The sequence below is a fragment of the Micromonospora sp. WMMD723 genome, assembly GCF_049863385.1.
Taxonomy (GTDB): Bacteria; Actinomycetota; Actinomycetes; order Mycobacteriales; family Micromonosporaceae; genus Micromonospora; species Micromonospora wenchangensis.
The window spans coordinates 6,851,758-6,876,012 of record NZ_JBMKNR010000001.1 but is presented as its reverse complement, the minus strand read 5'-3'; the positions used below and the strand labels follow the sequence as shown (position 1 = coordinate 6,876,012).

Sequence of the window (24,255 nt, the reverse complement as noted above, 5' to 3'; positions counted from 1 at the left end):
ATTCCGGCTCGCGAGAGGACCCCTCGCTCACGGTTGCGGGTCAGCGCCGGCTTCTACCGGCTTCCCCCCACACGGGACGTATGCAGTTGTGTACCCGGCGCACCGGATGCCGACACGGTATCGCCCTGGCGTCGCAGGACGCCAGGGCGGCCGCCGACAGCCGACGCGCCGGTCACACCAGGGATGCCGTCAGGATCATGGAACAGGGATGCTCGGCGCTGCGCCCGCCCCGAACGACCAGCCCTCGACACTGCCCGGAGCCGGGTTGTAGCTGCTCGCGCCCGAGGAACTGTAGGACCACGACCCGCCCGCCGGGGCATGCCAGTACGACCAGTAGGCGGTCGCCGGCGGCGTGTTGACACACGGCTCGGTCGCGGAGGTGGGCTTGCCGTTGATCCGGCAGACGAACGCCAGACCCCAGCGCGAGGTGCCGGTCACCGTGAAACCGGCCCCCTGCAGGGCGGCCACCCCGGTGGCCGGGTCGCCCAGGGCGCACGCGACCTGCACGCCCCCGCCGAGCGCGGCGAAGTCGACCACGACGGTGACCCCTGAGGTGCCGGTGCACGCGGCGGCGTGCGCCGCCTGCGGCGCGGGCTCCACGGCGGTCAGGGCGACCGCGGCCACGGTGGCGGCAAGCAGGCCGGCGAGCCGTACGCGGACGATGGATCGGAGACGGAACACAGGTCCTCCCGGGTTCAGGTCGGCACGACAGGTCATGGACAGCTCAGGACCGGCGCGCCGGAACCGGCGGCCGCAGCGGAGAGCGTGGCGTAACCGGCACCGGTCAGGCCCAGGACGGCCTGGCCGGTGGCGCGGGTGGCGGTGGCCGGGTCGAAGGTGCCGCCGTCGAAGTCGACCGCGCCCCGGTCGGCCGGCGCTGCGCCGCAACCCACCTGCAGGCCGACCAGGAACGCCCGTGCCCGCAACCAGGCCAACGGCCGGTGGCCGGCGCGCAGCGCCTGCGCGGCGAGCCCGGTGCTGTTGGCGTTCGGGACACCCGACGAGTCGGCGAAACTGCCGTTGGCGCCCTGCACCGACACCAGCCAGCGCAGCCCGGCGGCAGCGTCGGCTGGGCGGCCCGCCGCCTGGAGCGCCTGCACCGCCAGTGCGGTGGCGTCCACATCGGAGGTACACACCGGCTGAGCGGGCAGCAGCGGGTATCCGCCGTCCGGGCAGCGGGTCCCGGCCAGCCAGATGGCGGCGGTCGCGGGCACACCGTGCGCCGTGCGGTCCAGGGCGAGGATCGCGAAGGACTGGCTGAACGCATTGCTGTAGTTCCCGTACGCGGACCGGTCGGTGAAGCGGCCGCTGGGCGATTCCAGGCCCCGCAACCGGGCGACCAGGTCGACACCGCCGACGTCGGTCGGGTCGCCCCCGCGTACCTGCACGGCGAGGGCGAGCTTCGCGGTCGCGCCGGCGTAAGCCTCGGTGCCGCCGTCACCGACGTAACCGTCGCGGATGTCCGGTCGGGTGACCCAGTCCAGTGCCTGCGCGCCGAAGTCGTCGGCGACACCGGCGGCGGCGAAGGCGAACACCGCGTCGAGGGTCAGCCCCTGGTCGGGGTAGGCGACGCCGTCGAAGACCACCTCGAATCGTTCACCGTCGACGAGTTGCCGCGCGAGCCAGCCGGCGGCGGCCCCGGCCCGGTCGACGCCGGGGTGCGCGGGTGCGGCGGTCGCAGGTGTGGCGAGGGTGAGAGCGGCGAGTACGCCGCAGAACAGGGCGAGCAGGCGGTGCCGGCTCAGGCGGACGACCATCGGAAGCGCCTTTCCGGCCCGGCGGTCGTCAGAACCCGGACGATCGCCACCGGCAGGCAGGATCGACCGGCCTCCGACCCGTGGGCCACGACGGGTGGGGAACGGAAAACCACGCGTGCGGCGGGTATTCGGGCTCGCCGTCAGGGGTGTCTGCCACCTCGACGACCTACCGTTGCGGGCCAGCGCCGGACTTCGACCGGACTTCCCCCACGCACACACGTTGATGGAGTTGTCGCGACAGTCTGATCGCCCTCGACAGTGGATGTCAATGCGCCATCGCGCGAACACGCTTGGTGAGAACCAGCGTTACGGAGTCCTCTATGGACGACAAGCGCCGTACCCCCACCAGCCGACACGAATGCGGTCAGCACCGGCACATTGACTCGCCGCGTCGCCCCCGGTGCGCAACGCTGCGGCCCGAAGCACCGCCGCATCGGGACCCGACGCGATATCGTGACACCGCAGTCGGTCCGCCACGCCACCACGTGGCGGCGCAAGAGGGAACCCGGTGCGAGACCGGGACTGCCCCGCAGCGGTGAGTGGGAACGACCGCCGTCATCAGCACTGGGCCCGCACGGCCTGGGAAGCGACGGCCGGTAGGCCTGAGCACGACGCCCACGAGTCCGAAGACCTGCCCGCTGCCCACGTGCACCCGCACGCGGAGAGCTCGGCGACCTTCGAGGGCGGGTCGACCATCGCCGACAGCACGACATCCGGTGCTGCCTGCGACCGCACCGCTCCCAGCCGAGTTCGACGACTCGGCACAAGGAGACCCCGATGCAAGCGCCACCAGCACAACGACCCCGTCCGTCAACATCCGGTGCCGTGACCCCCGGCACCGCCGGCATGCCCGCCGAACGGAACGGCCAGTGACTAGGCCCGCCGCACCACGTCGCATCAGAATCGATGACGAAGATGTCGTCGTCCTCCCGGCAGCGGACTACGAACGTCTCGCCTCCACGCGACGGCAACTCGGCGCACGCGAAGCGCGAAACCGCAGCCTGACCGACCAGGTGAACACCCTGAGCACACTGCTGGCCGACATCCGGCGCATCGTCGAATCGACGCCGCAGTGCTGTGCGACCCACCGCGACGCCGACAGCCGGATCCGTGACCTGCTAGATGCCCAGCGGATCCCGCGACCGCCGGGCTCGCCCACACCGACGCCATGAACCACCGCGACACCCACCCGGACGCCGCCCGGCACGCGACGGCATCATCCTGGGCCGCCCGATCCTGCCGGGCATGGGGTTCGCGCGAACGACTCATCCGCTCCGGGCGGACCCCAGGGGGAGTCCGCCCGGACCGGCCCAGTCAGCTCGCGCGGACCTCGGCGGCAGCGGCGACGAGGTGTCGGAGGGACGCCTCGACCTCGGCATAGGTGCGGGTCTTCAGACCACAGTCCGGGTTGACCCACAGCCGTCGGGCGGGCACGGCCGCGACGGCCCGACGGAGCGCGTCGACCACCTCGTGGTGCGGTGGGACGCGGGGCGAGTGGATGTCCCACACCCCGGGGCCGACCCCCCGGCGATAGCCGATCGCGGCAAGGTCGTCGAGGATCTCCATCTTCGAACGCGACGCCTCGATGCTGGTGACGTCCGCGTCGAGCGCGTCGATGGCGGTGATCACCTCACCGAACTCGCTGTAGCACAGGTGGGTGTGTATCTGGGTGTCGTCGGCGACGCCGCCGGTGGCCAGCCGGAACGCGCCGACCGCCCAGTCCAGATAGGCCTTCTGGTCGGCCCGACGCAGCGGCAGGGTCTCCCGCAGGGCAGGCTCGTCGACCTGGATGATCCGGATGCCGGCGGCCTCCAGGTCGCGGCACTCGTCGCGCAGCGCGAGCGCCACCTGGTCGGCGGTGTCGGCCAACGGCTGGTCGGTCCGGACGAACGACCAGGCCAGGATGGTGACCGGCCCGGTGAGCATGCCCTTGACCGGACGGTCGGTCAGCGACTGGGCATAGGTGGACCACGCGACGGTCATCGGAGTCCGCCGGGCCACGTCGCCGTGGATGATCGGCGGGCGGACGCAACGGGACCCGTAGGACTGCACCCAGCCGTGGGTGGTGGCGGCGAAACCGTCGAGTTGTTCGCCGAAGTACTGGACCATGTCGTTGCGTTCCGGCTCACCGTGCACCAGCACATCCAGGCCCAGCCGCTCCTGCAACCGGATGACCTGCTCCACCTCGACGCGCATCCGCTGCGTGTAGCCGGCGTCGTCGAGGGTGCCGGCGCGGTGCGCGGCACGGGCCCGGCGCAGCTCGGCGGTCTGCGGGAACGAACCGATCGTGGTGGTCGGCAGGTCCGGCAGCCCCAGCCGTTCCTGCTGGCGGGCGGCCCGCTCGGCGTAGTCGCCACGGTGCCGGTCGCTGGGGCGCAGCGCCGCCAACCGGCCGCGCACGTCGTCGTGCCGCCACGACGGCGGGGCGGGCGGCAACGGGGCCGGCAGGCTGGTGGTGCCGTCGCGCAGCGCCCGCCCGAGCAGGACCACCTCGTCGACCTTCTGCCGGGCGAACGAGAGCCGCGCGGACAACTCCGGGTCGAGGGAGGTCTCGGCCGACAGGTCGACGGGCACGTGCAGCAGCGAACAGGACGTGGACACCGCCACGTGGTCGGCCAGTCCGGCGACCGTGGCACCGGCGGCGACGGCCGCCCGTAGATCCGTGCGCCAGATGTTGCGTCCGTCGACCAGTCCGGCGACGACGGTCTTGCCGCGCAGGGGACCGGCTGCGGCGAGCCGGCGCAGGTTGCCCGCACCGGCGACCAGGTCCAGGCCGATCGCCTCGACCGGGGTGTCCAGCAGCGCCGGCAGCGCGTCGCCGAGGTCACCGAAGTAGGTGGCGACGAAGATCCGGGGACGGTGGGGCAGCTCCCCGAGACGTTGGTAGGCGTGCCGCAGGCCGTCGATCTCGGCCGTGGTGCGGTCCGCGACGTAGGCGGGTTCGTCCAGTTGGACCCAGGTCACGCCCGCGTCGGCCAGGGTGGTGAGGATCCGGGCGTACGTGTCGACCAGGTCGTCGAGCCGGGCGAACGGATCCTCGCCCTTGGCCAGCAGCAGGAAGGTGGCCGGCCCGACCAGCACCGGTCGGGTGGTGATGCCCAGGTCACGTGCCTGCGCGTACTCGCTCAGCGCCTTCGCCGGGTCGGCCGCGAACACGGTGTCGGGGTCGATCTCCGGCACCAGGTAGTGGTAGTTGGTGTCGAACCACTTGGTGAGTTCCAACGCGGGCGCGGCATCGACGCCACGGGCCATGGCGAAGTAGGTGTCGAGTTGACCGAGGCCGAGCCGGGCGAAGCGGCGGGGGACCGCACCGACCGCGACGGCGGTGTCGAGCACGTGGTCGTAGTAGGAGAACGTGTTGGAGGGGATCGCGTCGAGGCGGGCGTCGCGCAGCGTCCGCCACACCTCGGCCCGCAGCCCGGCCGCGACGTCCTCCAGGCCGGTGGCGTCCAGCGTGCCGGCCCAGTACGCCTCGACGGCCTTCTTCCACTCGCGGTGGGCGCCGATACGGGGATAGCCGAGCACGGTGCTCTGCCCGAATGAGGTGGTCACAGGTGGTCCTTCCCTCGCGGTGTCCGGCGACCACCCGAGAGGAAGACGGATACGCCACGGCGTAACCGGCATTCCGCCCTGGCCCTCCCGAGAGGCCGCCGACGGCGCGTACCGGCGGTACGCGCAGCGCTGGCAGGTCTTCGGACTCGTGGGCGTGACACAGGGTCGCCTACTGGCCGTCGCTTCCCAGACCATGTGGTCCAGTGCTTCGTTGACGGCGGTCGTTCCCACTCACCGCTGCGGGGCAGTCCCGGTCTCACACCGGGTTCCCTCTTACGACGCCCCACCCGCGCACGGGAGAGGCGAACCAGCGCCGCCTGCGATCGTACGCCCCACCGACTCCTGCTGCAGGCGGCGTCCGAGGCGCGGGACAGGATTCGCGGTACTCGGCCATGGGTGGCCAGCCGCCTCGGCCGTCTGTGCGGCCTCGGGATCCTCCGCCTCGCGGACCCGAGGCGGGTAACAGCGCGATGGTCGCCGAGCCGCCAGCGTTTGACCACCGGCGCGGGCGTCGCATCTTGCATCCGTCTCGCTGCCGTGGCTCGCCTATCTTGGCTGCCAGGGATGCGCCCGCTCGGTTGCCCGTGGTGCGGCCGCGGTCAGCGAGCCGTTGGGGGTGACAGCGGGCAGGGCCGCGCGAGCGCGGGCTTCCGGTCGGTGCCGTCGGTACGTCTGGTGGTGCCGGCGGCACCGACCGGATGACCACCGCCGTCAGCTGTCGGGCGGGGCGGCGGTGGCGGCGACGAGCAGGGACAGTTCCCGCACGAGATCGTCCATGGACTGGCCGCTCTGCGCGCGGAGCAGTCCGAGGCTCAGGTCTGCCAGGAGGTAGAAGCCGAGGCTCTTGGCCTGCTCGGAACTGAACGCGGCGAGCAGCTCCTCGGCGCCGCCGAGGTCACCGCGGTGCTTGGCCGCGATGACCCCGGCGGCGCGTTGGACCAGTTCGGCCGCTGCCGGGGTGGGGCTGGTCACGCCGATCAGATCTTTGGCGTGGTGGCGCGGGCGGCGTCGAAGCGGGCGATCACGTCCGACCAGTTGACCAGGTTCCACAGCCGGTCGACGTAGTCCGGCCGGACGTTGCGGTACTGCAGGTAGTAGGCGTGCTCCCAGGCGTCGAAGACCAGCAGTGGAACGGAGCCCTGGCCGACGTTGCCGTGGTGGTCGTAGACCTGCTCCACGATCAGCCGCTGCCCGAGTGGTTCCCAGGCCAGCACGCCCCATCCGGAGCCCTGCACGCCCTTGGTGGCGGCGGACAGCTGCCCGGCGAACGCGTCGAACGTGCCGAAGTGCTCCTCGATCGCGGCGGCCAGCTCGCCGTCGGGACGGTCACCGCCGTCCGGGGAGAGGTTGTTCCAGAAGATCGAGTGCAGTACGTGCCCGGACAGGTTGAACGCGTACGTCTTCTCCAGGCCGACCAGGGTCGAGAAGTCTCCCTTCGCCCGGGCCTCGGCGAGCTGCTCCAGGCCGTCGTTGGCGCCCTTGACGTACGCGGCGTGGTGCTTGTCGTGATGCAGCTCCAGGATCTGCCCCGACATGGCCGGTTCCAGCGCGCCGTAGTCGTAGGGCAGATCGGGCAGGGTGTAGACCGCCATCAGAACTCCTCGGGGTTGCTGCCAATCTTATGCTCTTGCCACCATTTTGCAATAGAACCGGTGATCGTGCGGCGAGGAGCGGCGGTTGACCACATCGGAGACCGAGCGGGTGAACCCCGCGGTGCGGCGATTACGCCGCGCTGGCCTGCGCAACACCGTGGCCCGGCGCGGAGTGCTCGACCAACTCGCCCACGCCGTAGGTGGCCGCGGGCACCTCACCGTGAACGAGCTGTATCAAGCCCTGCTCGCCCGTGGTGTGGCCGTGGAGCTGTCAACCGTGCATCCGGTGCTGCGGCAACTGGTCGAGCTGGGCATCGCCCACACCGTGCCGGTCGGCAGGACGACAACCTTCGGCCTCGCCGACGACGCCCATCACCACGCCGTCTGCGGCACCCGCGGCGACCGGCGGCAACTGCCGGCCGAAGCCATCGCGGCGAGCGTGGCCGCCGCCCGCGCTGTCGGGATCAACACGGAACTATCCGGCCAGCCCAGCGGTGACGTGGTCTACGGGCGGCGTGCGCGGTGCCGAACAACGGCCCGCTGAGGACCGCACCCGCCGGCACACCCCCCGCCCCGGTGTCGGTCGGACCCGCGCGCCCGGCACGCGCTCACCGCACCGGGGTGCGCAACCGCGGCGGGCTGACCGGCAGCTACTCGCTGGCCCTCCGCGCGACGGCACCTGCCAACACACAACTCGAAGACCGCAGGGATGCGCAGGCGCTGCTAGCGGATCAGCCTCGGCTCCACCACGTCGTCACGGAAGCCGACCTGCACACACTGCGAGTAGCCGCGCATCGCCTCCGATCCGGTGGATATCGTTCGGGGTCATGTCAATGCGCGCAACGTTTGATGCTTAGGCATGTTGCTTTCGGATGCCCAGTGGTCGTTGTTCGAGGGGATGCTCCTGAAAGCGCTGGGACGCCTGGGTCGGAAGGGAATGACTGGCGACGTATGATCGCGATGGTGGCGAGGCGTCAGGCCGAGATCCCGGCACCGGTGAGGGAGGGGTCAGGATGTTCGGTCGGAAGAAGAAGCTCGACGCTATGGTGGCGCAGCTCAGGCCTGACCTGAGCCGGGAGTCACTGGGCGTCGGGCCCGACTTCCCGGGCGTCGCCCCGAACCCGCTCCTGAGCAGTGACGCACGCAAGCGCAATGCGGACCTACGTACGGGGGTGCTTGCGCTCGGTGTCCTCGTCGGCTGGCGGGAGGTGAACAGCAACCCTCGCGTGGTCCTGATGTTCGACGTGGAGACCGCCGAGGGCATCTCGTTCCGCGGTATCGCCGACGAAGACCTCACGATCACCGAGCTCGCCCGACTCGCCCCAGGACAGACGTTGCCCGTGCGCTACCGGCCGGCCGTCATGGACCACTACGTCGCCCTTGCCCGTGACGCGGACCCCGCCCGTGTGCGGCAACTCTCTGACCAGATCGCGAGCCGTAAGCGGACCTGACCGGGAACCCCTGGCCGGGTGCGGGTTGTGCCGTGACCATGAATGTTCACGATGTTGGTTGACACGCCGCCCGTGGTGTCGGTCGGGGCGGCGTCGTGGCGATCAGGCTGTGGCAGATCTGGTACGCGTGCGGCGGCTCAGTGATCAAGAAGGTCAGCAGCTGCTCAGAGTCACCCGTCGGGGAGCCGGTTCACCGATCCGACTGAGGCGGGCGGTGGGGGCTGTCCCGGCCAGATCAGCCCCGATGACGAGGCATCCATCGTCGAGACGGCCAACGCCCGCTCCGAGAAACTGGGGCGGCGTTCACCCGGTGGAGCATCCGCAAACTCGCCGACCACCTGCGCGTTCACACAACTCGCCGCGACGTGGCGACATCGTTCAACGCTGAGCGGGAGCGTGGGGCGTCGGAGCGACTGACAGTAGTCGCCGCAGGGCTGGTCTGATGGCGGTGGCGAGGGTGCCGTCGTCGCCGGTATGTAGGGCCAGGTTGACTACGCCCATTGCGGTGTGTCCGGTGGATGCGTGACGGGCTGCGGTGGCGATGTCGGCCCGGGGGATGTCCGCGAGGAGGTGCCGGATGAGTGCGCCTTCGCCCCAGAACGCCTCGGCGGGGATGGGGAGTCGACCGAGCCATGACAGGAGGATTCGCGCGCGGTCGACCGGTGAAGGTGCGATGGTGGTGAGCTGATCGTTCATGGCATCAAGTTGTGTGGTGGACAGTTCGCCTACTTGTTGGCCGGTGAGGGGCAGCAGGACCGGATGGAGTACGTGGGGGACGGCCCGTTCGGTCAGGTGCTGCCTGCCGGCGTCTCCGGCGGGTCGGAACTGTGGGTGTCCTTCGTGCAGATTCAGCAGGTCGGTCAGTGGTGCCAGGAACAGCGGGATCTGGTCCGGGACGCCGTGGGTGGCCAGGAGCAGGTGCAGCGCGGCGGGATCTGCCACGTGCAGGTCGTTGTGTAGGCGTTGCCGTTCCCAGCTGATGTTGCTGTAGCCGTGGAGGCTGGCAGTGGTGACGAGTTCATCGGAGTCATCGTGGAGCGTGATGGTGGTGTCGCCGGGGCAGCGGCAGATGTTCTCGGTGAAGAGGCCGGTCGTGGTCAGCTTTCGTGCCGCTTCGATCGTGGAGGGGGAACGTAGTTCGGCCAGGGTCGCCCGGTCGGCCAGGGGGCCGGCGTCCTCGCCGCCGTCGAGGATCCGCACGATATGCGTCCGTGACCACACATCCGAGAGCCAGCTGATCACGGTCAACCTCTCCACGCCGTGCCCGGCACCACCGCCGATCCTGCATGCGGGTTCGTCGGGCTGTCAGCGTACGGCGCTGGTCTGCGTTTCCTCGGATCGTCAGTTGCCGGGGCGATCGATGAGGCGGCGGAGGGCGTTTCCGGTGTGGGGGAAGGCGAGTCGCAGGGTGTCGGCGGTGAGGCGGATGCCCCACCAGGTGAGGGCGACGAGGTAGCCGATGATCAGGGCGCTGTGGGTGTTGTAGCTGATGACGAGGGCGTAGCCGATGGTGAGGCCGGGTGTGGTGATGAGGCGGATGGTGCGGGTGCGGCTGACGGTCAGGGCGGTGGCGGTGCCGAGGAGGGCGGCGCCGATGGTGCTGGCCAGGCCGGGCATGCCGGTGAGGTCGATGGGTGTGGACAGGGTGTAGGCGGCGCGGATGAGCCAGATGCCGGCTGCGGCGGTGGCGGCGTGGGTGATGGCGGGTCGGGTGAGGGTGAGCCAGTGGGGGAGGGCATGGGCGGGGATGCGGGGTGCGGTGGCCGCGATGAGGGTGGCGCAGGCGGCGAGGGGGAGTGCGCCGCCGAGGGTCCATTTGAGGTAGGAGGTGTAGTCGAAGGAGAAGGCGGTGCCGGTGGCGAGGCCGTAGAGGGTGGCGGTGATGGTGCCGCCGACGGCGGCGGCGAGGTAGCTGCGGCGGATGAGGCTGCCGGTGGTGGGTTCCTCGGTGGGGGTGGTGGGTGTGCCGGTGAGCCAGGTGGTGGGGGCGAGGTGGGCGATCGCGATGGCGGTGAGCATGGCGAGGGCACCGGCGGTACCGAGTTGCGGCAGCGAGGTGCGGGCGCCGACGACCCAGGTGTTGTGGATGGTGATGTCGGCGGTGAGGACGGCCTGCACGAGCAGCGCCAGGGAGCAGGCGCCGATGAGAAGGGTGCCGGTGAGGTCGCTGATGCGCAGCCGGACGCGAGGCAGCCGAGCGGCGGTGGCGCGGGGTGCGGGCTGGTGGTGGGCGGTGAGGGTCAGGGCGCCGTCGGTGAGGGCGTGGGGGTGGTCGACGAGGACGGGGGTGGTGCCGGTGGTGTGGGCGAGGTGCTCGGCGACGGCGGGCAGGCCGGGGTTGGGGCGCAGGATGACGGCGGTGAGGTGGCCGGTGTCGACGTCGGCGGCGTCGAGGAGGTCGGTGACGGCGCGGGGGATCTGGTCGAGGACGGGTTGCGCGGCGCGGGTGACGTCGGCGCGGGTGATGATCGCGGGTTGGCGGGGTGCGGGGAGGAGGACGGGGGCGCGTTCCTGGGTGACGAGGAGTTGCCGGGCGGTGCGGACGGCGTCGGTGAGGGCGCGGTGGTCGTTTGCGGTGGCGGGATCGTCGCCGGGGGTGCGGAGGGGGTCGTCGTCGCCGGTGGCGGTGTGGATGACGTGGTCGGTGATGAGGCGGTCGAGGTCGGGGGTGTCGTCGAGGTGTCGGGTGGCCAGTTCGGTGTAGCCGCCGTCGGTGGTGTGCAGGACGGTGAGGGTCGCCGGGTGCCGGTCGGCCTGGCAGACGAGGACGCAGGAGCCGGCGGGTGTGGGGTGGCCGAGGGTCGTGGCGTGGGCGGCGAGCGCGGCGGGTGCGGTGACCAGGGCAGGGGACGGTAGGCCGGCGCGCTGTGCGGCTTCGGTGACCTGCTGGCGGCGGCGTGGCCCCCAGCTCGGTGGGATGGTCACGGTGAGGGCGGTGATCGGCTGACCGATTTGGTGGGCGGCGTGCTGGCCGACATGCCGTAGCACTGCCGCGAGGAGGTCCACGGGGTCGGTGGGTGCGGCGTCGGTGGCGTCGGTGAGAGCGGGTTTGCCGAGCAGGGCGGTCGGGTCGTCGACGAAGCGGTGGTCCGCCGGGATGGACGTCGCTGCGTCAACGCCGACGTACAGGTGCCCGGTGGGGCCGATGACGACACCGGGGGGCATGACGAGGCGGCCGTCGATGAGGATCGGGACGCGGACGCCGTCGCGGCTGACGGTCGCGGCGATGGAGGCGGAACTCAGATCGACGGCTGCCGTGGTGTCCCCGTGTGGCATGGGGGGCAGTCTGGCCCGTGGGGGTGTGGCGACGTCAACCCTGATTGTCCGCGTGATCCTTTGTGCGCGGATGGTGAGAATCCTTCTCGACGCAATAGCCAGCGACGTGCATTCTCCTGTAAGCGGAGAGTTCACCGATGAGTCGCAGGGAGGGACGGGTGCCGAAGGTGTCCTCGGACAGGGGCGACAGACTCGCCGAGTACGGCACACGGGCCACGGTCCACCCGCCCTGCGACATCCCACCCCGTCGAGTACCTCTCTCCCGCACCGTCGCCACCGGAGCCCGGGTCGTGGCCGCCGCCGGCATCCTCCTGGTGGTCGTGCCAGCCGTGCTGTGGCTCGCCGGCGGGAACCCGCTGCGGCGGCTACCGCAGTGGTCGCAGATCCCCGCCTGGTTCGAACGCTCCAGCGGACGGTTCACCCCCGACGTCCTCATCGGCGCGGCGTTCTGGGTGATGTGGCTGCTGTGGGCGGTGTTCGCCCTGCTCCTCGTCGCCGAACTCGTCACCACGCTGACCCGGTGGCGCATCCCGGCGCTCACCCTGCCGGCACCCCTGCACCGCCTGGTGTTCGGCCTGGCCGGCACCGCCGCGCTCGCCGTCACCTCCGCAGGCTCCCTCGACGCGGCGGCAACACCTGACCGGCCGACGACCCCCGTCGCCACCGCCGAACACATCGATGTTCCCCGCCAGGCACCCGCCTCCGGCCCGGCGATCATCCAGGTCGCCGACCAGCGGTACCTCTACACCGTCGAACGCCACGACACCCTGTCCAAGGTCGCCAAGGAATGGCTCGGCGACGCGAACCGGTGGCCGCAGATCTGCCAGCTGAACAAACACCGCCACTTCCCCGGCAGCGGTGGCACCCTGCGCGACTGCGACCTCATCTACCCCGGCTGGGAACTGCGGCTACCCGCCGACGCCCGCCCACCACACGCCGCGACCCCAGCGACCCCGACCACCCCACCATCGCAAGCCCCGCCCCGTTCGGGGCCACCACCGGCCTCCGCCAGCGCCGACCCGCAACCTTCAGGACCCACCACCCGACCGTCCGACACCACCACCGAAACGCCGCCAGCCAGCCCGAGCAGCACGCCGGGAACCCCGACCATCAGCGGGACGCCGTCAGCGCCCTCACCCACCGAGCCGACCCCCACCCCGCAACAACCCACGGCCGTCGACCCGACCGAACCCACGACCACCGACGACCATGGGGTGCGGCTGTCGGCCACCGAGTGGCTGCCCTGGTCGCTGGCCGCCGCGATCAGCGCCGCCGCCACGATGGTCTGGCTGCACCGTCGCCGCCGCTACACCGGTGAACCCGACAGCGAACCCCTCACCGCGCTGCCGGCACCGGTCGTCCAGGTCCGCCGCGCCGTCACCGCCCACCCATCAGAGCCGGGCAGCGACGAGCAGCCACCGCGCCTGCACCCCGTACTCACGTCGCCGCCCGGTGGTGGAATCGGCATCGTCGGCGACGGCGCGCACGCCGCCGCCCGCGCCACCCTCGTCGCCGTCCTCGCCGCAGGCGACCCCCACCACCCCGACGCCCGCAGCGAAATCATCATCGACACCGCCACCCTGACCACCCTCCTCGGCCCCGACGCCACCACCCTCACCCCGTGGCCACGGCTGCACCTCGTCGACACCCTCACCGACGCACTCACCACGATCGAAACCCACCTGCTGCACCGCAGCCGCATCCTCGACGAACACACCCTGACCGACCTCGACACCACCCCACACCCGGAAACCCCCGACGCGGGAGCCCTGCCACCGATCGTCCTGATCACCGAAGCACCACCCCCCACTGCCCGGATGCGGACCAAGACCGCCCTCACCCTGGGCGCGGACCTGCACGTGTCCGCGCTCCTGCTCGGTGAATGGACACCCGGCACCACCGTCGACGTCACCACCGACGGACACACCCACCCTGTGGCCGAGCAGCCCGCCGGACCGGTGCCGCCGCAACTGCCGGTGCTGGAAGCCGCCACGGCGATGCAGATCCTGCAAACCCTCCGCGAGGCGCACACCGGCACACCACCCGCCGCTGCACCCGCCGTGCCTGTGCCCCTGCACACCAGCCGAGCTGACACGCCGCCCGCCGACACGGCACCACCGCCGGGCACCGACCGGCCCTCCGATGATGTCCCCACGGGGCGCGCTCGGCTGCGGGTGCTGGGTCCACCGCGCATCGAAGGCATCACCGGGCCGGGACGTCCGCTGCGCGCCAAAGCCCTCGAACTGGCGGTGTACCTCGCCGTGCACCCCGACGGGGCCGCCACCCGCGAAATCGGCGAGTACCTCGAACCCGACGCCCGCCTCAGCCAAGCCGACCAACGCGTCCACACCAACGTGTCGAACCTGCGACACGTACTCGGTCGCGCCGGCACCGCAGACACCAAGAACGCCTACGTCATCAAAACCGCCGGCCGGTACCGACTCGACCCGACGACCGTCGACGTCGACGTGTGGACCCTGCGCGACCTGATGCGCGACGCGACCATCGCCACCGGACCCCGCCGCCGGGAACTCCTCACCACCGCCTGCGACCTCTGCGCCGCGCCACTGGCCGAAGGCCAGGACTACGAATGGCTACCCCCACACCGCGAGACCATCCGACGCTGGGGCACCGAAGCCCACCTTCTCCTCGCCGACGACCTACTCCACCATGATCCGCAGGCTGCATCCGACCTGCTCGACAAAGCCATCACCCTCGACCACTACAACGAAGCCCTCTACGTCAAAGCGATGCACGCCCGCCACACCCTCGGCGACGCCGACGGCATCCGCACCCTCCTCCGCGCCCTTACCAGAGCCCTCAACGACCTCGACACCCAACCCCACGACGACACCATCACCCTGGCCACCCAACTCCGCACCAACCTGAGCAAAAAGAACTCAGAGCTACTACGGAAGGGCTTATAACGTCCCTGGGCATGTAAATACCGAACATTTCAGGTTGAACCGCACACTGCACTGGGAGTAACCGGTCAGGGGCCTGATGTCGTCGCTCTGAGCGGAGGCCCGCGCGGCTGCTGGGGGTGTCGGAGCCCTGCGTCGACGACTAGGGTGAGGACGCGGTACGCGGCCTAATCTCGCCCGGCCGGGCAAGAGCGAACGCACGCATTCGGTGGGTTGGGGGAGCCCGGATCGCCGCGCTGACGCCGACTCGCTCAGCTCGACCCCGACGGCCACCAGCCGTTTGATAGTCCCACAATCGCGCCCACCCACGCGCCAGCGACAGCTGCAATGTGCCGGTCGCGTCTCCTCAGGGACCGTGGACGCGCGGCCCTCTGGTGTCCGGATCCTCCGGTTTAGGTTCGGTTCTGCTGGCTTTCGGGTCTCGCCATGCGCCCTGGTTGTACGGATAGACACCCCGCACTCCGCGGCCCGCCTGCCCGACAAGGGCGACAAGGTTCGCCGCAGTCCCGTCCCGGCGCCCGCCCGCGACCAACCCACCGCCTGGATCCGCCACCGCGGCACCGAGCTTGGACCGCTGCGGACCGGCCACTATGGCAGGCTCACCACCTTCGGCATCGCTCAGATCGTCCTCGCCGTCGACGCCGACACCGGCCTGCCCGGACTGCGCCCCCACCGACTACGCCACACACCTATGCCACCCGCCTCCGCAAGGCGGCGCCGACCCCGCCCAGATCCAAGGCCTGCTCACTCGACACAGCCGCCCGCTACTTCCAAAGCGGCGCCGCCGAACAAGCCGTCGTCGTCGGGTGGATTTCATTGAGTAGCCGCGCCTCCCTTTGGTATGACGGGAACACCGCTGCTCGCCGCTCCCGCAGGTCGCATTGACTGTGGCTGCCGCCGTCTAGACTCGACTACAGAGAGTTGCTTGTTGCGCACTCACGGCTGATCCCGATAGGTTGATGCATAGCCATGCACCGATGGCAATTGACGGGGAGGCTCTGTGCTGTCCAAGAAACCTGCTGTTACCGCCGCTCTGCTGGCTGGTCTTCTGTCGATGACCATGGCGGGTCAGGCATACGCTGCTCCCTCACCGGCCCCTCAGTGCGTGTTTGAGATGGGGTTGATCAGGTCCAGGTGAAGGTGCGGCGGGCTTGACGGCGTGCTGGTTGGTCGTGGGTGATGCGGCGGGTCATGCCGGCGATCGCGGCCCAGCGGATGAGGGCTGCTGAGACGGCCGGTTGGCGCTCGTAGTCGCGGGCGAGCCGGCGGCAGGCGGTGAGCCAGGCCAGGGTGCGTTCCACGACCCAACGGCGTGGGTGGACGGCGAAGCCGCGTTGGTCGGCGGGTTTGCGGACGATCTCCAGCGTGGTCCGCAGGGTGTCGCGGGTCCAGTCGACGAGTCGACCAGCGAATCCCTGATCGGCGAAGACGTGCCGGATCGGGGTGACCATGTAAGCGCTGAGAAGGGCCGTCTTGGCTCCGTCGCGGTCCTGCCAGCTCGCGGCGAGCACGGTCACGGTGACCAGCAGGCCCAGGGTATCGGTGATGATGAACCGTTTCCGGCCATTGATCTTCTTGCCCGCGTCGTAGCCTCGGCTGTCCCGGCCGACGGTGTCGGCGCCCTTCACGCTCTGCGAATCGATGATCCCCGCCGACGGCTCCGGCTGGCGGCCCTGGTGCACCCGGGCCTTGATCCGGAGCGTGGTCAGGAGTTTCTCCGTCACGCCGGCTTCTTCCCACCGGGTGAAGTACCAGTACACCGTCTGCCACGGCGGCAGGTCAGCCGGCAGATAGCGCCACGGGCACCCCGACCGCACCACGTACAGGACCGCGTTGACGATCTCCCGCCGTGGGTGCTTCTCCCGCCGGCCGTCGGTGTTCGGCTCCGGCAACAGCGCCGCGATCAGCGTCCACTGAGCGTCGGTCAGGTCCGAGGGGTAACCACGACGCGCAGACACCACGCCACCCTGCCCGCCGCGGCAGCCGATGTCATGCCGCCACGCCGTCCACATCAGACCTTCTCAAACACGCACTCAGACAACGATGCAGTTCCGTACGGAACGTCGCAAGGTCCCCAACCGCGCTTCCACGCTCGGCGTCATGCACACTGATCATCCCGCAGCCCTTGGTCCCGATCTTCTTCCCTAGACAAGAGGAATGATCGATCAAGGGCTGCGGCCATGATCAGCCAGGGTCGATGCAACCGACCCCGGGTTAAAGATCAAGCTAGTGGTGAGAAAGTGGGGCACCCCTGACGGGGTGCCCCACTTTCTCGCTCGATATTAGGACATGTCCGGTCGCCTTTCCTGCTCGAGAAAAAGTACGTAGGAGAAGACGGCGGGAACCTTGACCGGCAACCTGGATGGCCGTTTGAGGAATATTGATTCGTATGCCAGGAGCCAACCCGAGTCCTGGTCGAACACCAGCAAGTCCCTCGTGCTGCCGTTGGACGAGTCCACGCTCACCGCCATACCCTGACGACCCAGCCGGTCGGTAACCTGACCGCGGAGGAGTACGCCGTCGGTGCTAGCAAGAAACTGAAGCACCGCGATCCTTACTTGCCGATCGACGGTCGTCGTGCGGTAGAGGTCCGCGACTGCCCTGACGGCCGACTGCGGACCATTCTCGCGAGGTTGGTGTGCGTATAGGGCTGCGGCTAGGGCGTTTACGTCGTGCGGCACTGGCTCGGTGACGACCGAAGCGAGCTGCCCGGCGCTGTATACATCGATCTCACCAGACTTATGCTCCGCCGCCGCCACCAATGTCCGTGCCGTGGGCTGCGCGCCGACTTCCGAAGGATCAAGAGAAACGGTGATCACCTTTCCCGAGCCGTCCGCTGCACGCCAAGTCGAGACGACCTGAGGCACTACCGCGACGCTGGTACCGTCCCTCCTCGAGGAGGACAGGTTCAGGGACCACTGGCCTACCTGCACAAAGCTGAATCGGCCGGCGCGCTGTTCGTCCGCCACGGCTCGACCGGAAACCACGGACGCTAAATCGAGTAAAGCCCCGTGCGCGCTGGGTGCCTTTTGGTCGTATTGCATATGCAGCGGTGCTGGGGTGGCGGCGAGGGCTGAATCAGTAGGCCCGACGAGCTGTGTCGCGACTACTCCAGCACCCAAGACGATGGCACCTGCAACCGTTGCGCTAAGCAGAGGACGGCGTGTCATCCCCCAGCGGGGAGACGGCCGAGACGAGCCGGTGGACTCCGCCGGCCAATCGATATGAGGCGCTGCTGGCCAGACGTCGATATCGCGAGCAGGGTCCAGGTCCGACAGTCTGACGTTCTCCAATTTCATCGAATGCCTCCACGTGCGGGTGTTAAAGCCTTCGGGGCTGTAGAAGGCGCTCCAACATTCATCAGTCGTGCCAACCGCTGCCGCGCTCGGAACAGGCGAACCGCAGCCGCCGTGCGGCTGCAGCCCAGAACCTGAGCCGCAGCCGACACGTCGAGTTCCTCCCAGGTCACCAATCGCAACACTTCACGATCAGGCTCGGAAAGGCGGGCGAATGCGCGCTGCAGGTCATGGGCGAGGCCGACAGCCTCGAACTCACCGCCCTCACTAGGAACATCTACGCCAGCCATGGGCACGGTGGCAGGCCGACTTCGGCGGGCGCGCCACTGGTCAGCCAGCACCCGTCGTGCGATCCCATAGAGCCAAGGAAGTGGCTGCGAGGGCTCCGCATGGCGACGCCGCCACGCCACTACGAACGTCTCTTGCGTGAGCTCCTGTGCGAGCTCCATGTCCCCGACTCGTCGGTAGCAGTAGCGCAGCACCAGGTGGTAGCTCGACGCGAAAGATCGCGTAAAAGTCTCGTGCTCGTGTTGATCAGCGCCCACTCGGCCCCCTCCAGCATCACTACCTCTTGTGGCCGCAGGTGGGCAGACATTACAGGGCAGGTTCGCTCGGCTCGGTCACTTCGATCCAGTGGTTGGTGGAGGAGCGTCGGATGCCCCACTCCTCGCAGCGAGTGCGGGCCTTGAGAGCCACCATCGTGAGCTGCGAGATTCCTTGCTATCGACACACACCCTAGCTAGGGGGCAGCGACGGCCGCGGTGATGAGTTTGGACAGGATCCGGTGCCGGGGCAGCTCCCGGACAGAGGTCCCGGCCCAACTCGTCGTCGGCGGCATCTAGGGCCTCGGCCACCACCGCAGGAGTATAGACGGCGTACCGGGTCATCTCGGCCGGGGTTCGACGTCCACCACGCGTGGGAGACGGGATCCGCCTCAAATTCCATGCTGGTTGTCTAGCGCCGGTGGAATCCCCTGAACGAATTCGTCAGCGCGTCATTCGGCGTCGGAAACGGTCGGGCGCGGGTCTCGCGCATCGTCGAGGGGCCGCTTGGTCGAGCTGTGGCCGCCCGGGCAGGACTTCGTATCGCAGCCAAACAAGTACGAGTACGAGCGTCCCTACCCAGCGGTTTCCTCAACCCAGCGCACCAACGGCTCTGGTCTTCCAGTGCACTCCACGCGGTGGTTCCTCGTCGTCGTCGGGCCAGTCGATGATGGGGAGGGCGGGAAGACCGATCCGGGGTGCCACGACCTCGTTGGCTTCGGCCATCCAGGTGCTGGCCCAGGCCAGCTCACCTGGCAGGGCGAGGAGCCGTTGACCGTCGGCGGGATCGAGCCGGTCCAACAGAGGATTGCCGTGGCGGTCGGCACCGTCCGCCGCTGTGCCGCTCCAACGAGTACCGACCTGGTGCGGTCGGGCCCGTAGCGGGATCAGCACGCCGTCGATGTCGACAAAGATCAACGGTCGTCTGACGTTGGCGGGCACTGCGGAACCGTACCGCGATCGGCGGTCGGGGCCGCTGACGCCAGTGGCCGGTGACCTTCAGCGGCGCGAGAACGGCATGGGCGGATGTTCAGGCGAGGTCGTCGCCGCTGACCACCGGGCACCCGAAGAGATCGCTGAGAACTGTCCGCTGATGGTCGGTCAACGGGTTGACGAAGACGGCCATGGCGACTGCGGCTGACCGGCATGCGTCGGCGACTTCGTGGGCCTTGCCCGAGCTGAGCAGGGTTCGCCGGGAGAACGGCGAGGTCATCCTGCTCGCACCGCCGCGGGAGATACCCCGTCTCTGGACCTGCCGGCCAACCACTCGTCCACCATGTGCTTCCACTGAAGCCGCCAGAAGGTCAAGCTTCGCCTCAACCTGTTTGTCCTTGGCGGAGAACAAGCCAACCAGCATCACGCCGGCACCTGCCAGCCGGATGCTTGGGTGCCCAGCTCGTCTTCCTGTCACTACGCAAGGTTACAAAGCCCCACCACCTCTCGGGCGGTCGTGGTGCCCGATCAGGACGTCCAGGTCATGGGAGTTCATCACTGGGCAAGCTGGCGGCAGGCATCCCGGTCGTGTGGCAGCCCGGCCTCCTTGAATACCAGCCCGCAGTTTCCGTTCTTCGGATCCCAGAGTTGGTCGTTGATGACGAGAGCTCGAAGGAGCGCACGCTGGGAGTCGGTCAATGGCCGGCGCGGGCCGTGCGGCTCGGCGAAGGCAAAGCGCACCAGGGCGCCCCATCCGTCGTCGAATCCGGTCCAACCGTCCTGCCTGGCAACCTCGCAAGCGGCCGTTGCGATCGTGTCGAAGTCGGGCGCGACGCGGATCGCTGCGGGGACGAGTTCGAACTGGTGCAGACTTGGAGGCGGCGGCTCCGCCAGCGCGGCGAGGATCAGCTGTTGACTCCGTGGGTCGTCGTCGTGGACCAGCGCGGCCCGCAGGCGGACCGCGGGGTCTGGGTCGGAGAGTAGGTCGCGCAGATCCACGCCTAGCTGGCCGAGGCAACGGACCCAGAGGCCTCGCGGTCCGGGACCGTGTTGCAGCTGATCTCTGATGATGGCAGCGAAGTCCTCGCGCTGGTTAACCAGTGGCGCCATTCGGGCGATCGCCGTGAGCTGCTCCGCATAGAACAATGCGCGGCCGGGCACCGCCGTTTTCAACAGCGCCAGCACTACTGGGTATGCCGCTGCCACGGCATTGGCGACGTCGGGGAGTTCCTCGGCGAAGTGCGGGTTCCCCGCTAGGAAGGTTACGGACGAGGCTGCGTCACCCAGAAACTCTACGAGCGCATCGACCGTGTCCGGATGTGCCCGGCCTTCGGCGAGGAGGGCGGTCACGGCCTGGACGGCTGGCGCAGTCGCGGTCTCGGGGAAACCCTGATGCAGCACTGCGACCTGGAGATGATCCAGCGCCGTCTCACGGGCCTGGGCATCGCCGCACTCCAGGGCGCGCAGATGCTCCGGAGTGTCTGTCGCCCGGCCGTAGGCGTGCCGTAACTGCCACCAGTCAACCGTCATCATCGACTCTCCGCTTGAACGAGAAGACACCGATGATGGCAGGGACCGTTTCCACCCCACCAGCAGGTGTGGAGATCGGGTCGGAGCGCTATTGGGGCTTGGTCGTCACTGCGGGAGGATGCGGCGGATCGCTGTGATCTGGTTGGTCCAGCTGTTCAGCGTCGCGATCTTGACGACGTCTCCGGTGCTGGGGGCGTGGATGACGGCTCCGCTTCCGAGGTACATGCCGATGTGGCGGGGTGCGGTCGGGGTGCCGTGGCTGCCGGGGATGAGGATCAGGTCGCCGGGACGCAGGTGTGTCGGGTCGGTGACGGGCGTGCCGGTGTGGAGTTGGTCGTGGGTGGTGCGGGGGATGGTGATGCCGGCTGCACGGTATGCGGCCTGCATGAGGGAGGAGCAGTCGCACTGCTTGGTGGGGTCGCCGGAGTGCGGGTCGGTGCAGGAGCCGCCGAAGTGGTACGGGGTGCCGAGTTGGCGGATGGCCCAGGTGATAGCGGTCGCGACTGCCGGTGGGGTGTCGGCGGGCACGGTGAAGCCGGCTGGGAGTGCGGGGGGTCCGACGGCGGGGCAGTCGGTCAGTGTGCTGGTGAGGTGTTGTACGAGGTGGGAGGCGTCGTTGGCCCATTTGGTGTAGGCGTTGGGGAAGGCGGAGACCTGTACTGCTTGGGCTGCCTGGGTGAGTGGCATCGTTTCCCAGCCGGGGATGGTGAGCAGTTTGTGGTAGAAGGCGTTGGCTTGGTATGCGGGGTCGGATAGTTGTGCTGGGCTGCCCCAGCCTTGGCTGGGGCGTTGTTGGAACACGCCGATGGAGTCGTGGTCGTTGCGGTGGCCGAGGTGGGGCAGGTTCCGTAGGCCGGATTCCTGCAGGGCGGTGGCGGTGGCGATGACCCAGCCTCGGCGGGGCACGCCGTTGGTGCGTCCGACGTCGATGATTGTTGCGGCGATGTCGAGCTGCTCGGTATCCCACGCTCCGATGTCGGGTGGCTGTCCCGAGGGCGTGGCAAGTGCGGCGACGGTGCCGCAGGTGTCGGGGCGGGTAGCGGCCGACATCAGGGCCATGGGTAGACCGAGGCAGGCGAGGACGCTGACGGTGACAACTCCGATGATGACCTTGGTCATCGTGATGGCACTTCCTTCGTGTCGTGTGCGAACGGTTGTTGGTTCGACGGTGGCGATCCGGGCCGGGTGGGCTGTCGTTGAGGGGGTGCAGCAGCGCCGGCGTCGTGCTCGTGGCCGCGTACGTCGCCCGGTGCCGGGTGGTGAAGCACGAAAAGGGCGGTGGGCCGCCCATGCGGGCGGCCCACGGTGGTGGTCAGGGTGTGATGGGAGGTGGTGTCAGTACGTGTGCGACGCGGCGTGGCAGGTCTTCGATGATGGCGGGGTGGCGGTCGGAATGGGTGTCGATGGTTGTGACGTAGGCCCAGTCCCAGTTGCCGTTGGTCATAGCGGGGACGTGCCAGAGCAGAGGTCGCCGTGTTGGTCGAGGAACAGGGCATGTACCGAGGGTTCGGCCAGGCAGGTGAGGGATTGGGTGGCGCAGGTGATGGTGCAGGTGCAGGTCGGGCTGGTGGTAGGTGGCGCGTGGTAGCTGGTGGTGGATGATGCAGCGGCAGTCGCAGAGCCGCTGCCATGGCGGGGTGTAGGTAACGGGGCGCTCCGGAGTGTGGAAAGGCGTAGGTCTTCGGTTCGCGCCATGGGAGGTCGTGGTCGTCCCCCGTCGGTCAGGTCCTCGGCGCGCAGCGATGTGCGGTCCGGTTCGAGGCGAATGTCGTTCTGGAGTTCACGGCTTCCTCGTATACGACTTGATCGGCAGGGAGCCGGGGTGGTGGGGGAGGGTTGGTCATGCGCGGTCGTTCTTGGTGAGGTGGGTGTAGATCGCGATGCACCGGAGGATCAGTTCGTGTGAGGGCAGGGTCAGCAGCTTCTGCCGTTTGTCGTCCCGGAGGCGGTCCCAGATCAGGATGGTGACGGAGGCCGACCACACGTCGACGATGACGCCGTCGATCTTGGCGTGCTGGTGGTCGGCGATGATGCGCCTCAACGTGTCGATCAGGGTGGCGTCGCCGGGCGGGTGGGTGGCGTCGTCGGGTCGTTGCGCTTCGGGCTGCAGTGTGTAGCAGTCTTCGCAGGTGTGGTCGATGCGGGATGGATCCTCGGTCTCCCACCGCAGCACGTCGCCGGCGGGTAGACCGCAGACGGACTGCCGTACGTCGTGGGGGTGGCGGATGTGGCTGCTCATCGGCTGGCTGCTTGCATAGTTTCGTCTCTGGTCGTCTGTCGTGCCATGGCATCCCTTCGGGTATGGGGCCGGGGCAGCGGCCTCGGTGGCCGCTGCCCCGGGTGGTGGGCGAGGGGTGGTCAGACCTTGAGCAGGTCGAAGGCGGTGATCTTGAGGTCGCCGACGTTGCCGGTGACGACCCGGTTGGCGCGGGCGGTGTCGTTCTTGGCGGGCTGGTAGTGGTCGAGGTACTCGGTGATGGCCTGGTATCCGGCCCATCGGCTGCCGCTGATGGCTTTCTGGGTGTCGGCTTCGCGGATCAGATACTTGAGGGTGCCGAGGCGCTGCTTGGCGTTGTTGCGGGTCTGCTCGGAGGCGTTGTCCTTGAGAGGCCACACCTGGCCGACGATCTGTTCGAACTCGCGCATGGTCAGGTCGGCTTGGAGCATCCGCTCGGCGGCCTTCTCGAAGGTCTCCATGTAGGTCCACATCAGGCCGATGGCCTCGCGGGCCTGGCTGATCTGTGAGGTGACGTTCGAGGTGTGCCGGAACGTGTAGTGACCGACGGTGTGTTGGAAGGCGGCGCGTTGGGTGTTGGCGCAGACCACCCGGATGGGGCTGGCGTCGACGCGCAGGGCGGCGGTGCCGTCGTGTGAGGTGGTGCCGATCAGGTAGAGGTCCAGGCGGTCGACGCCGGCGATGTGCATCGCGTCGGGGAGTTTCATGGTGACGAAGACGCTCTTGCCGCCGCGGAGGCTGCCGGCGGTTTCGAAGTGGGCGCCGCCGACCTGGTCGACGAGGCGGTCGAGCATCTCGGCGCACTGTTCGTTCTGGACCACGGTGTAGTCGGTGCCGACGATGCCCAGGTACTCGGTGGCTCCGGTGGCCGGGTTACGGCGGACGGTCATCCGTTTGTCGTCGGCGGGGACCTGCACCTCGACGCCGTCGACGAGGTCGATGCCGACGGTGCGGATGGTGCGTACGCCCCAGTCACCGAGGCGGGCGGCGGCCATGATCTCTTCGGCTTTCATGGTGTCCTGGGTGACGGTGCCCAGCTGATGCCAGGCGGATACGCGGGCGGAGGCGAAGGCGGTTGTCCCGTCGGCGAACGTTTCCAGTTCGTGTGGCACAGGGGTTCTCCTGTCGATACGGGTGCGGGGGCCGGGCGTGCGGTTCGGCCCCCG

Annotated in this window: 20 protein-coding genes and 3 riboswitches; of the genes, 4 read left to right on the top strand and 16 right to left on the bottom strand. The window is 69.1% G+C overall.

Translation table 11 applies throughout. From position 1 onward, the window contains the following. Positions 1-195 precede the first annotated feature (195 nt). Positions 196-717: a hypothetical protein gene (locus ACN261_RS29745; RefSeq protein ID WP_425853398.1), complete on the bottom strand. Its 522-nt coding sequence runs from the start codon at positions 715-717 to the stop codon at positions 196-198. Then, the gene (locus ACN261_RS29740; protein WP_425853397.1) at positions 714-1,757 is read right to left on the bottom strand and encodes a peptidase; all 1,044 of its coding nucleotides are present in this window, start codon (positions 1,755-1,757) and stop codon (positions 714-716) included. The genes ACN261_RS29745 and ACN261_RS29740 overlap by 4 nt, the downstream gene beginning before the upstream one ends. 102 nt (positions 1,758-1,859) lie before the next feature. After that, positions 1,860-1,988: riboswitch (cobalamin riboswitch) on the bottom strand. Positions 1,989-2,206: 218 nt separating this feature from the next. Then, positions 2,207-2,410, top strand: a riboswitch (cobalamin riboswitch). A gap of 216 nt (positions 2,411-2,626) precedes the next feature. Between ACN261_RS29740 and ACN261_RS29735 the strand changes: the two genes are divergently transcribed. After that, the gene (locus tag ACN261_RS29735; RefSeq protein ID WP_425853396.1) at positions 2,627-2,929 is read left to right on the top strand and encodes a hypothetical protein; all 303 of its coding nucleotides are present in this window, start codon (positions 2,627-2,629) and stop codon (positions 2,927-2,929) included. Positions 2,930-3,071: 142 nt separating this feature from the next. Here the strand turns inward: ACN261_RS29735 and metE are convergent, their stop codons facing one another. The 3 genes from metE to ACN261_RS29720 form a co-directional block, all read right to left on the bottom strand. Next, positions 3,072-5,309, bottom strand: coding sequence for a 5-methyltetrahydropteroyltriglutamate--homocysteine S-methyltransferase (metE, locus tag ACN261_RS29730; RefSeq protein WP_425853395.1), 2,238 nt, complete (start codon positions 5,307-5,309; stop codon positions 3,072-3,074). Between the two features lie 114 nt (positions 5,310-5,423). After that, positions 5,424-5,636: riboswitch (cobalamin riboswitch) on the bottom strand. 384 nt (positions 5,637-6,020) lie between these two features. Then, complete coding sequence (locus ACN261_RS29725) at positions 6,021-6,281, bottom strand: superoxide dismutase (RefSeq protein WP_425853394.1); 261 nt, start codon at positions 6,279-6,281, stop codon at positions 6,021-6,023. Positions 6,282-6,286: 5 nt separating this feature from the next. Next, positions 6,287-6,901: a superoxide dismutase gene (locus ACN261_RS29720; protein WP_425853393.1), complete on the bottom strand. Its 615-nt coding sequence runs from the start codon at positions 6,899-6,901 to the stop codon at positions 6,287-6,289. Between the two features lie 85 nt (positions 6,902-6,986). Here ACN261_RS29720 and ACN261_RS29715 point away from each other — a divergent pair, with 85 nt between their 5' ends. Further along, positions 6,987-7,445 carry a Fur family transcriptional regulator gene (locus ACN261_RS29715; RefSeq protein ID WP_425853392.1) on the top strand — a complete coding sequence of 153 codons (459 nt, stop codon included), beginning with the start codon at positions 6,987-6,989 and terminating at the stop codon, positions 7,443-7,445. 469 nt (positions 7,446-7,914) lie between these two features. After that, positions 7,915-8,352: a hypothetical protein gene (locus tag ACN261_RS29710; RefSeq protein ID WP_425853391.1), complete on the top strand. Its 438-nt coding sequence runs from the start codon at positions 7,915-7,917 to the stop codon at positions 8,350-8,352. A gap of 378 nt (positions 8,353-8,730) precedes the next feature. Here the strand turns inward: ACN261_RS29710 and ACN261_RS29705 are convergent, their stop codons facing one another. Beyond that, positions 8,731-9,594: a hypothetical protein gene (locus ACN261_RS29705; RefSeq protein ID WP_425853390.1), complete on the bottom strand. Its 864-nt coding sequence runs from the start codon at positions 9,592-9,594 to the stop codon at positions 8,731-8,733. Between the two features lie 99 nt (positions 9,595-9,693). Next, a complete protein-coding gene (locus tag ACN261_RS29700; RefSeq protein WP_425853389.1) occupies positions 9,694-11,628 on the bottom strand; it encodes an Hsp70 family protein in 1,935 nt (644 codons plus the stop codon). 137 nt (positions 11,629-11,765) lie between these two features. Here ACN261_RS29700 and ACN261_RS29695 point away from each other — a divergent pair, with 137 nt between their 5' ends. Continuing rightward, positions 11,766-14,555 carry a transcriptional regulator gene (locus ACN261_RS29695; RefSeq protein ID WP_425853388.1) on the top strand — a complete coding sequence of 930 codons (2,790 nt, stop codon included), beginning with the start codon at positions 11,766-11,768 and terminating at the stop codon, positions 14,553-14,555. Positions 14,556-15,676: 1,121 nt separating this feature from the next. Here the strand turns inward: ACN261_RS29695 and ACN261_RS29690 are convergent. The 9 genes from ACN261_RS29690 to ACN261_RS29650 form a co-directional block, all read right to left on the bottom strand. Then, entirely contained in the window at positions 15,677-16,510 is an 834-nt protein-coding gene (locus ACN261_RS29690) for an IS5 family transposase (protein ID WP_425853387.1), read from the bottom strand. A gap of 324 nt (positions 16,511-16,834) precedes the next feature. Further along, entirely contained in the window at positions 16,835-17,851 is a 1,017-nt protein-coding gene (locus ACN261_RS29685; RefSeq protein ID WP_421483004.1) for a CU044_5270 family protein, read from the bottom strand. Continuing rightward, positions 17,848-18,393, bottom strand: coding sequence for an RNA polymerase sigma factor (locus ACN261_RS29680; RefSeq protein ID WP_421483003.1), 546 nt, complete (start codon positions 18,391-18,393; stop codon positions 17,848-17,850). The genes ACN261_RS29685 and ACN261_RS29680 overlap by 4 nt, the downstream gene beginning before the upstream one ends. Positions 18,394-18,981: 588 nt before the next feature. After that, positions 18,982-19,332, bottom strand: a complete 351-nt coding sequence (locus ACN261_RS29675) for a hypothetical protein (protein WP_421483002.1) — start codon at positions 19,330-19,332, stop codon at positions 18,982-18,984. 88 nt (positions 19,333-19,420) lie between these two features. After that, complete coding sequence (locus ACN261_RS29670; RefSeq protein ID WP_364308975.1) at positions 19,421-19,750, bottom strand: hypothetical protein; 330 nt, start codon at positions 19,748-19,750, stop codon at positions 19,421-19,423. Positions 19,751-19,878: 128 nt separating this feature from the next. Continuing rightward, positions 19,879-20,856: a hypothetical protein gene (locus ACN261_RS29665; RefSeq protein ID WP_425853386.1), complete on the bottom strand. Its 978-nt coding sequence runs from the start codon at positions 20,854-20,856 to the stop codon at positions 19,879-19,881. Between the two features lie 102 nt (positions 20,857-20,958). Continuing rightward, positions 20,959-21,972 carry an NlpC/P60 family protein gene (locus tag ACN261_RS29660; RefSeq protein WP_425853385.1) on the bottom strand — a complete coding sequence of 338 codons (1,014 nt, stop codon included), beginning with the start codon at positions 21,970-21,972 and terminating at the stop codon, positions 20,959-20,961. 721 nt (positions 21,973-22,693) lie between these two features. Next, positions 22,694-23,092, bottom strand: coding sequence for a hypothetical protein (locus ACN261_RS29655; RefSeq protein WP_425853384.1), 399 nt, complete (start codon positions 23,090-23,092; stop codon positions 22,694-22,696). A gap of 119 nt (positions 23,093-23,211) precedes the next feature. Then, positions 23,212-24,201, bottom strand: coding sequence for a DUF932 domain-containing protein (locus ACN261_RS29650; protein WP_425853383.1), 990 nt, complete (start codon positions 24,199-24,201; stop codon positions 23,212-23,214). Between the last annotated feature and the right edge of the window lie 54 nt (positions 24,202-24,255).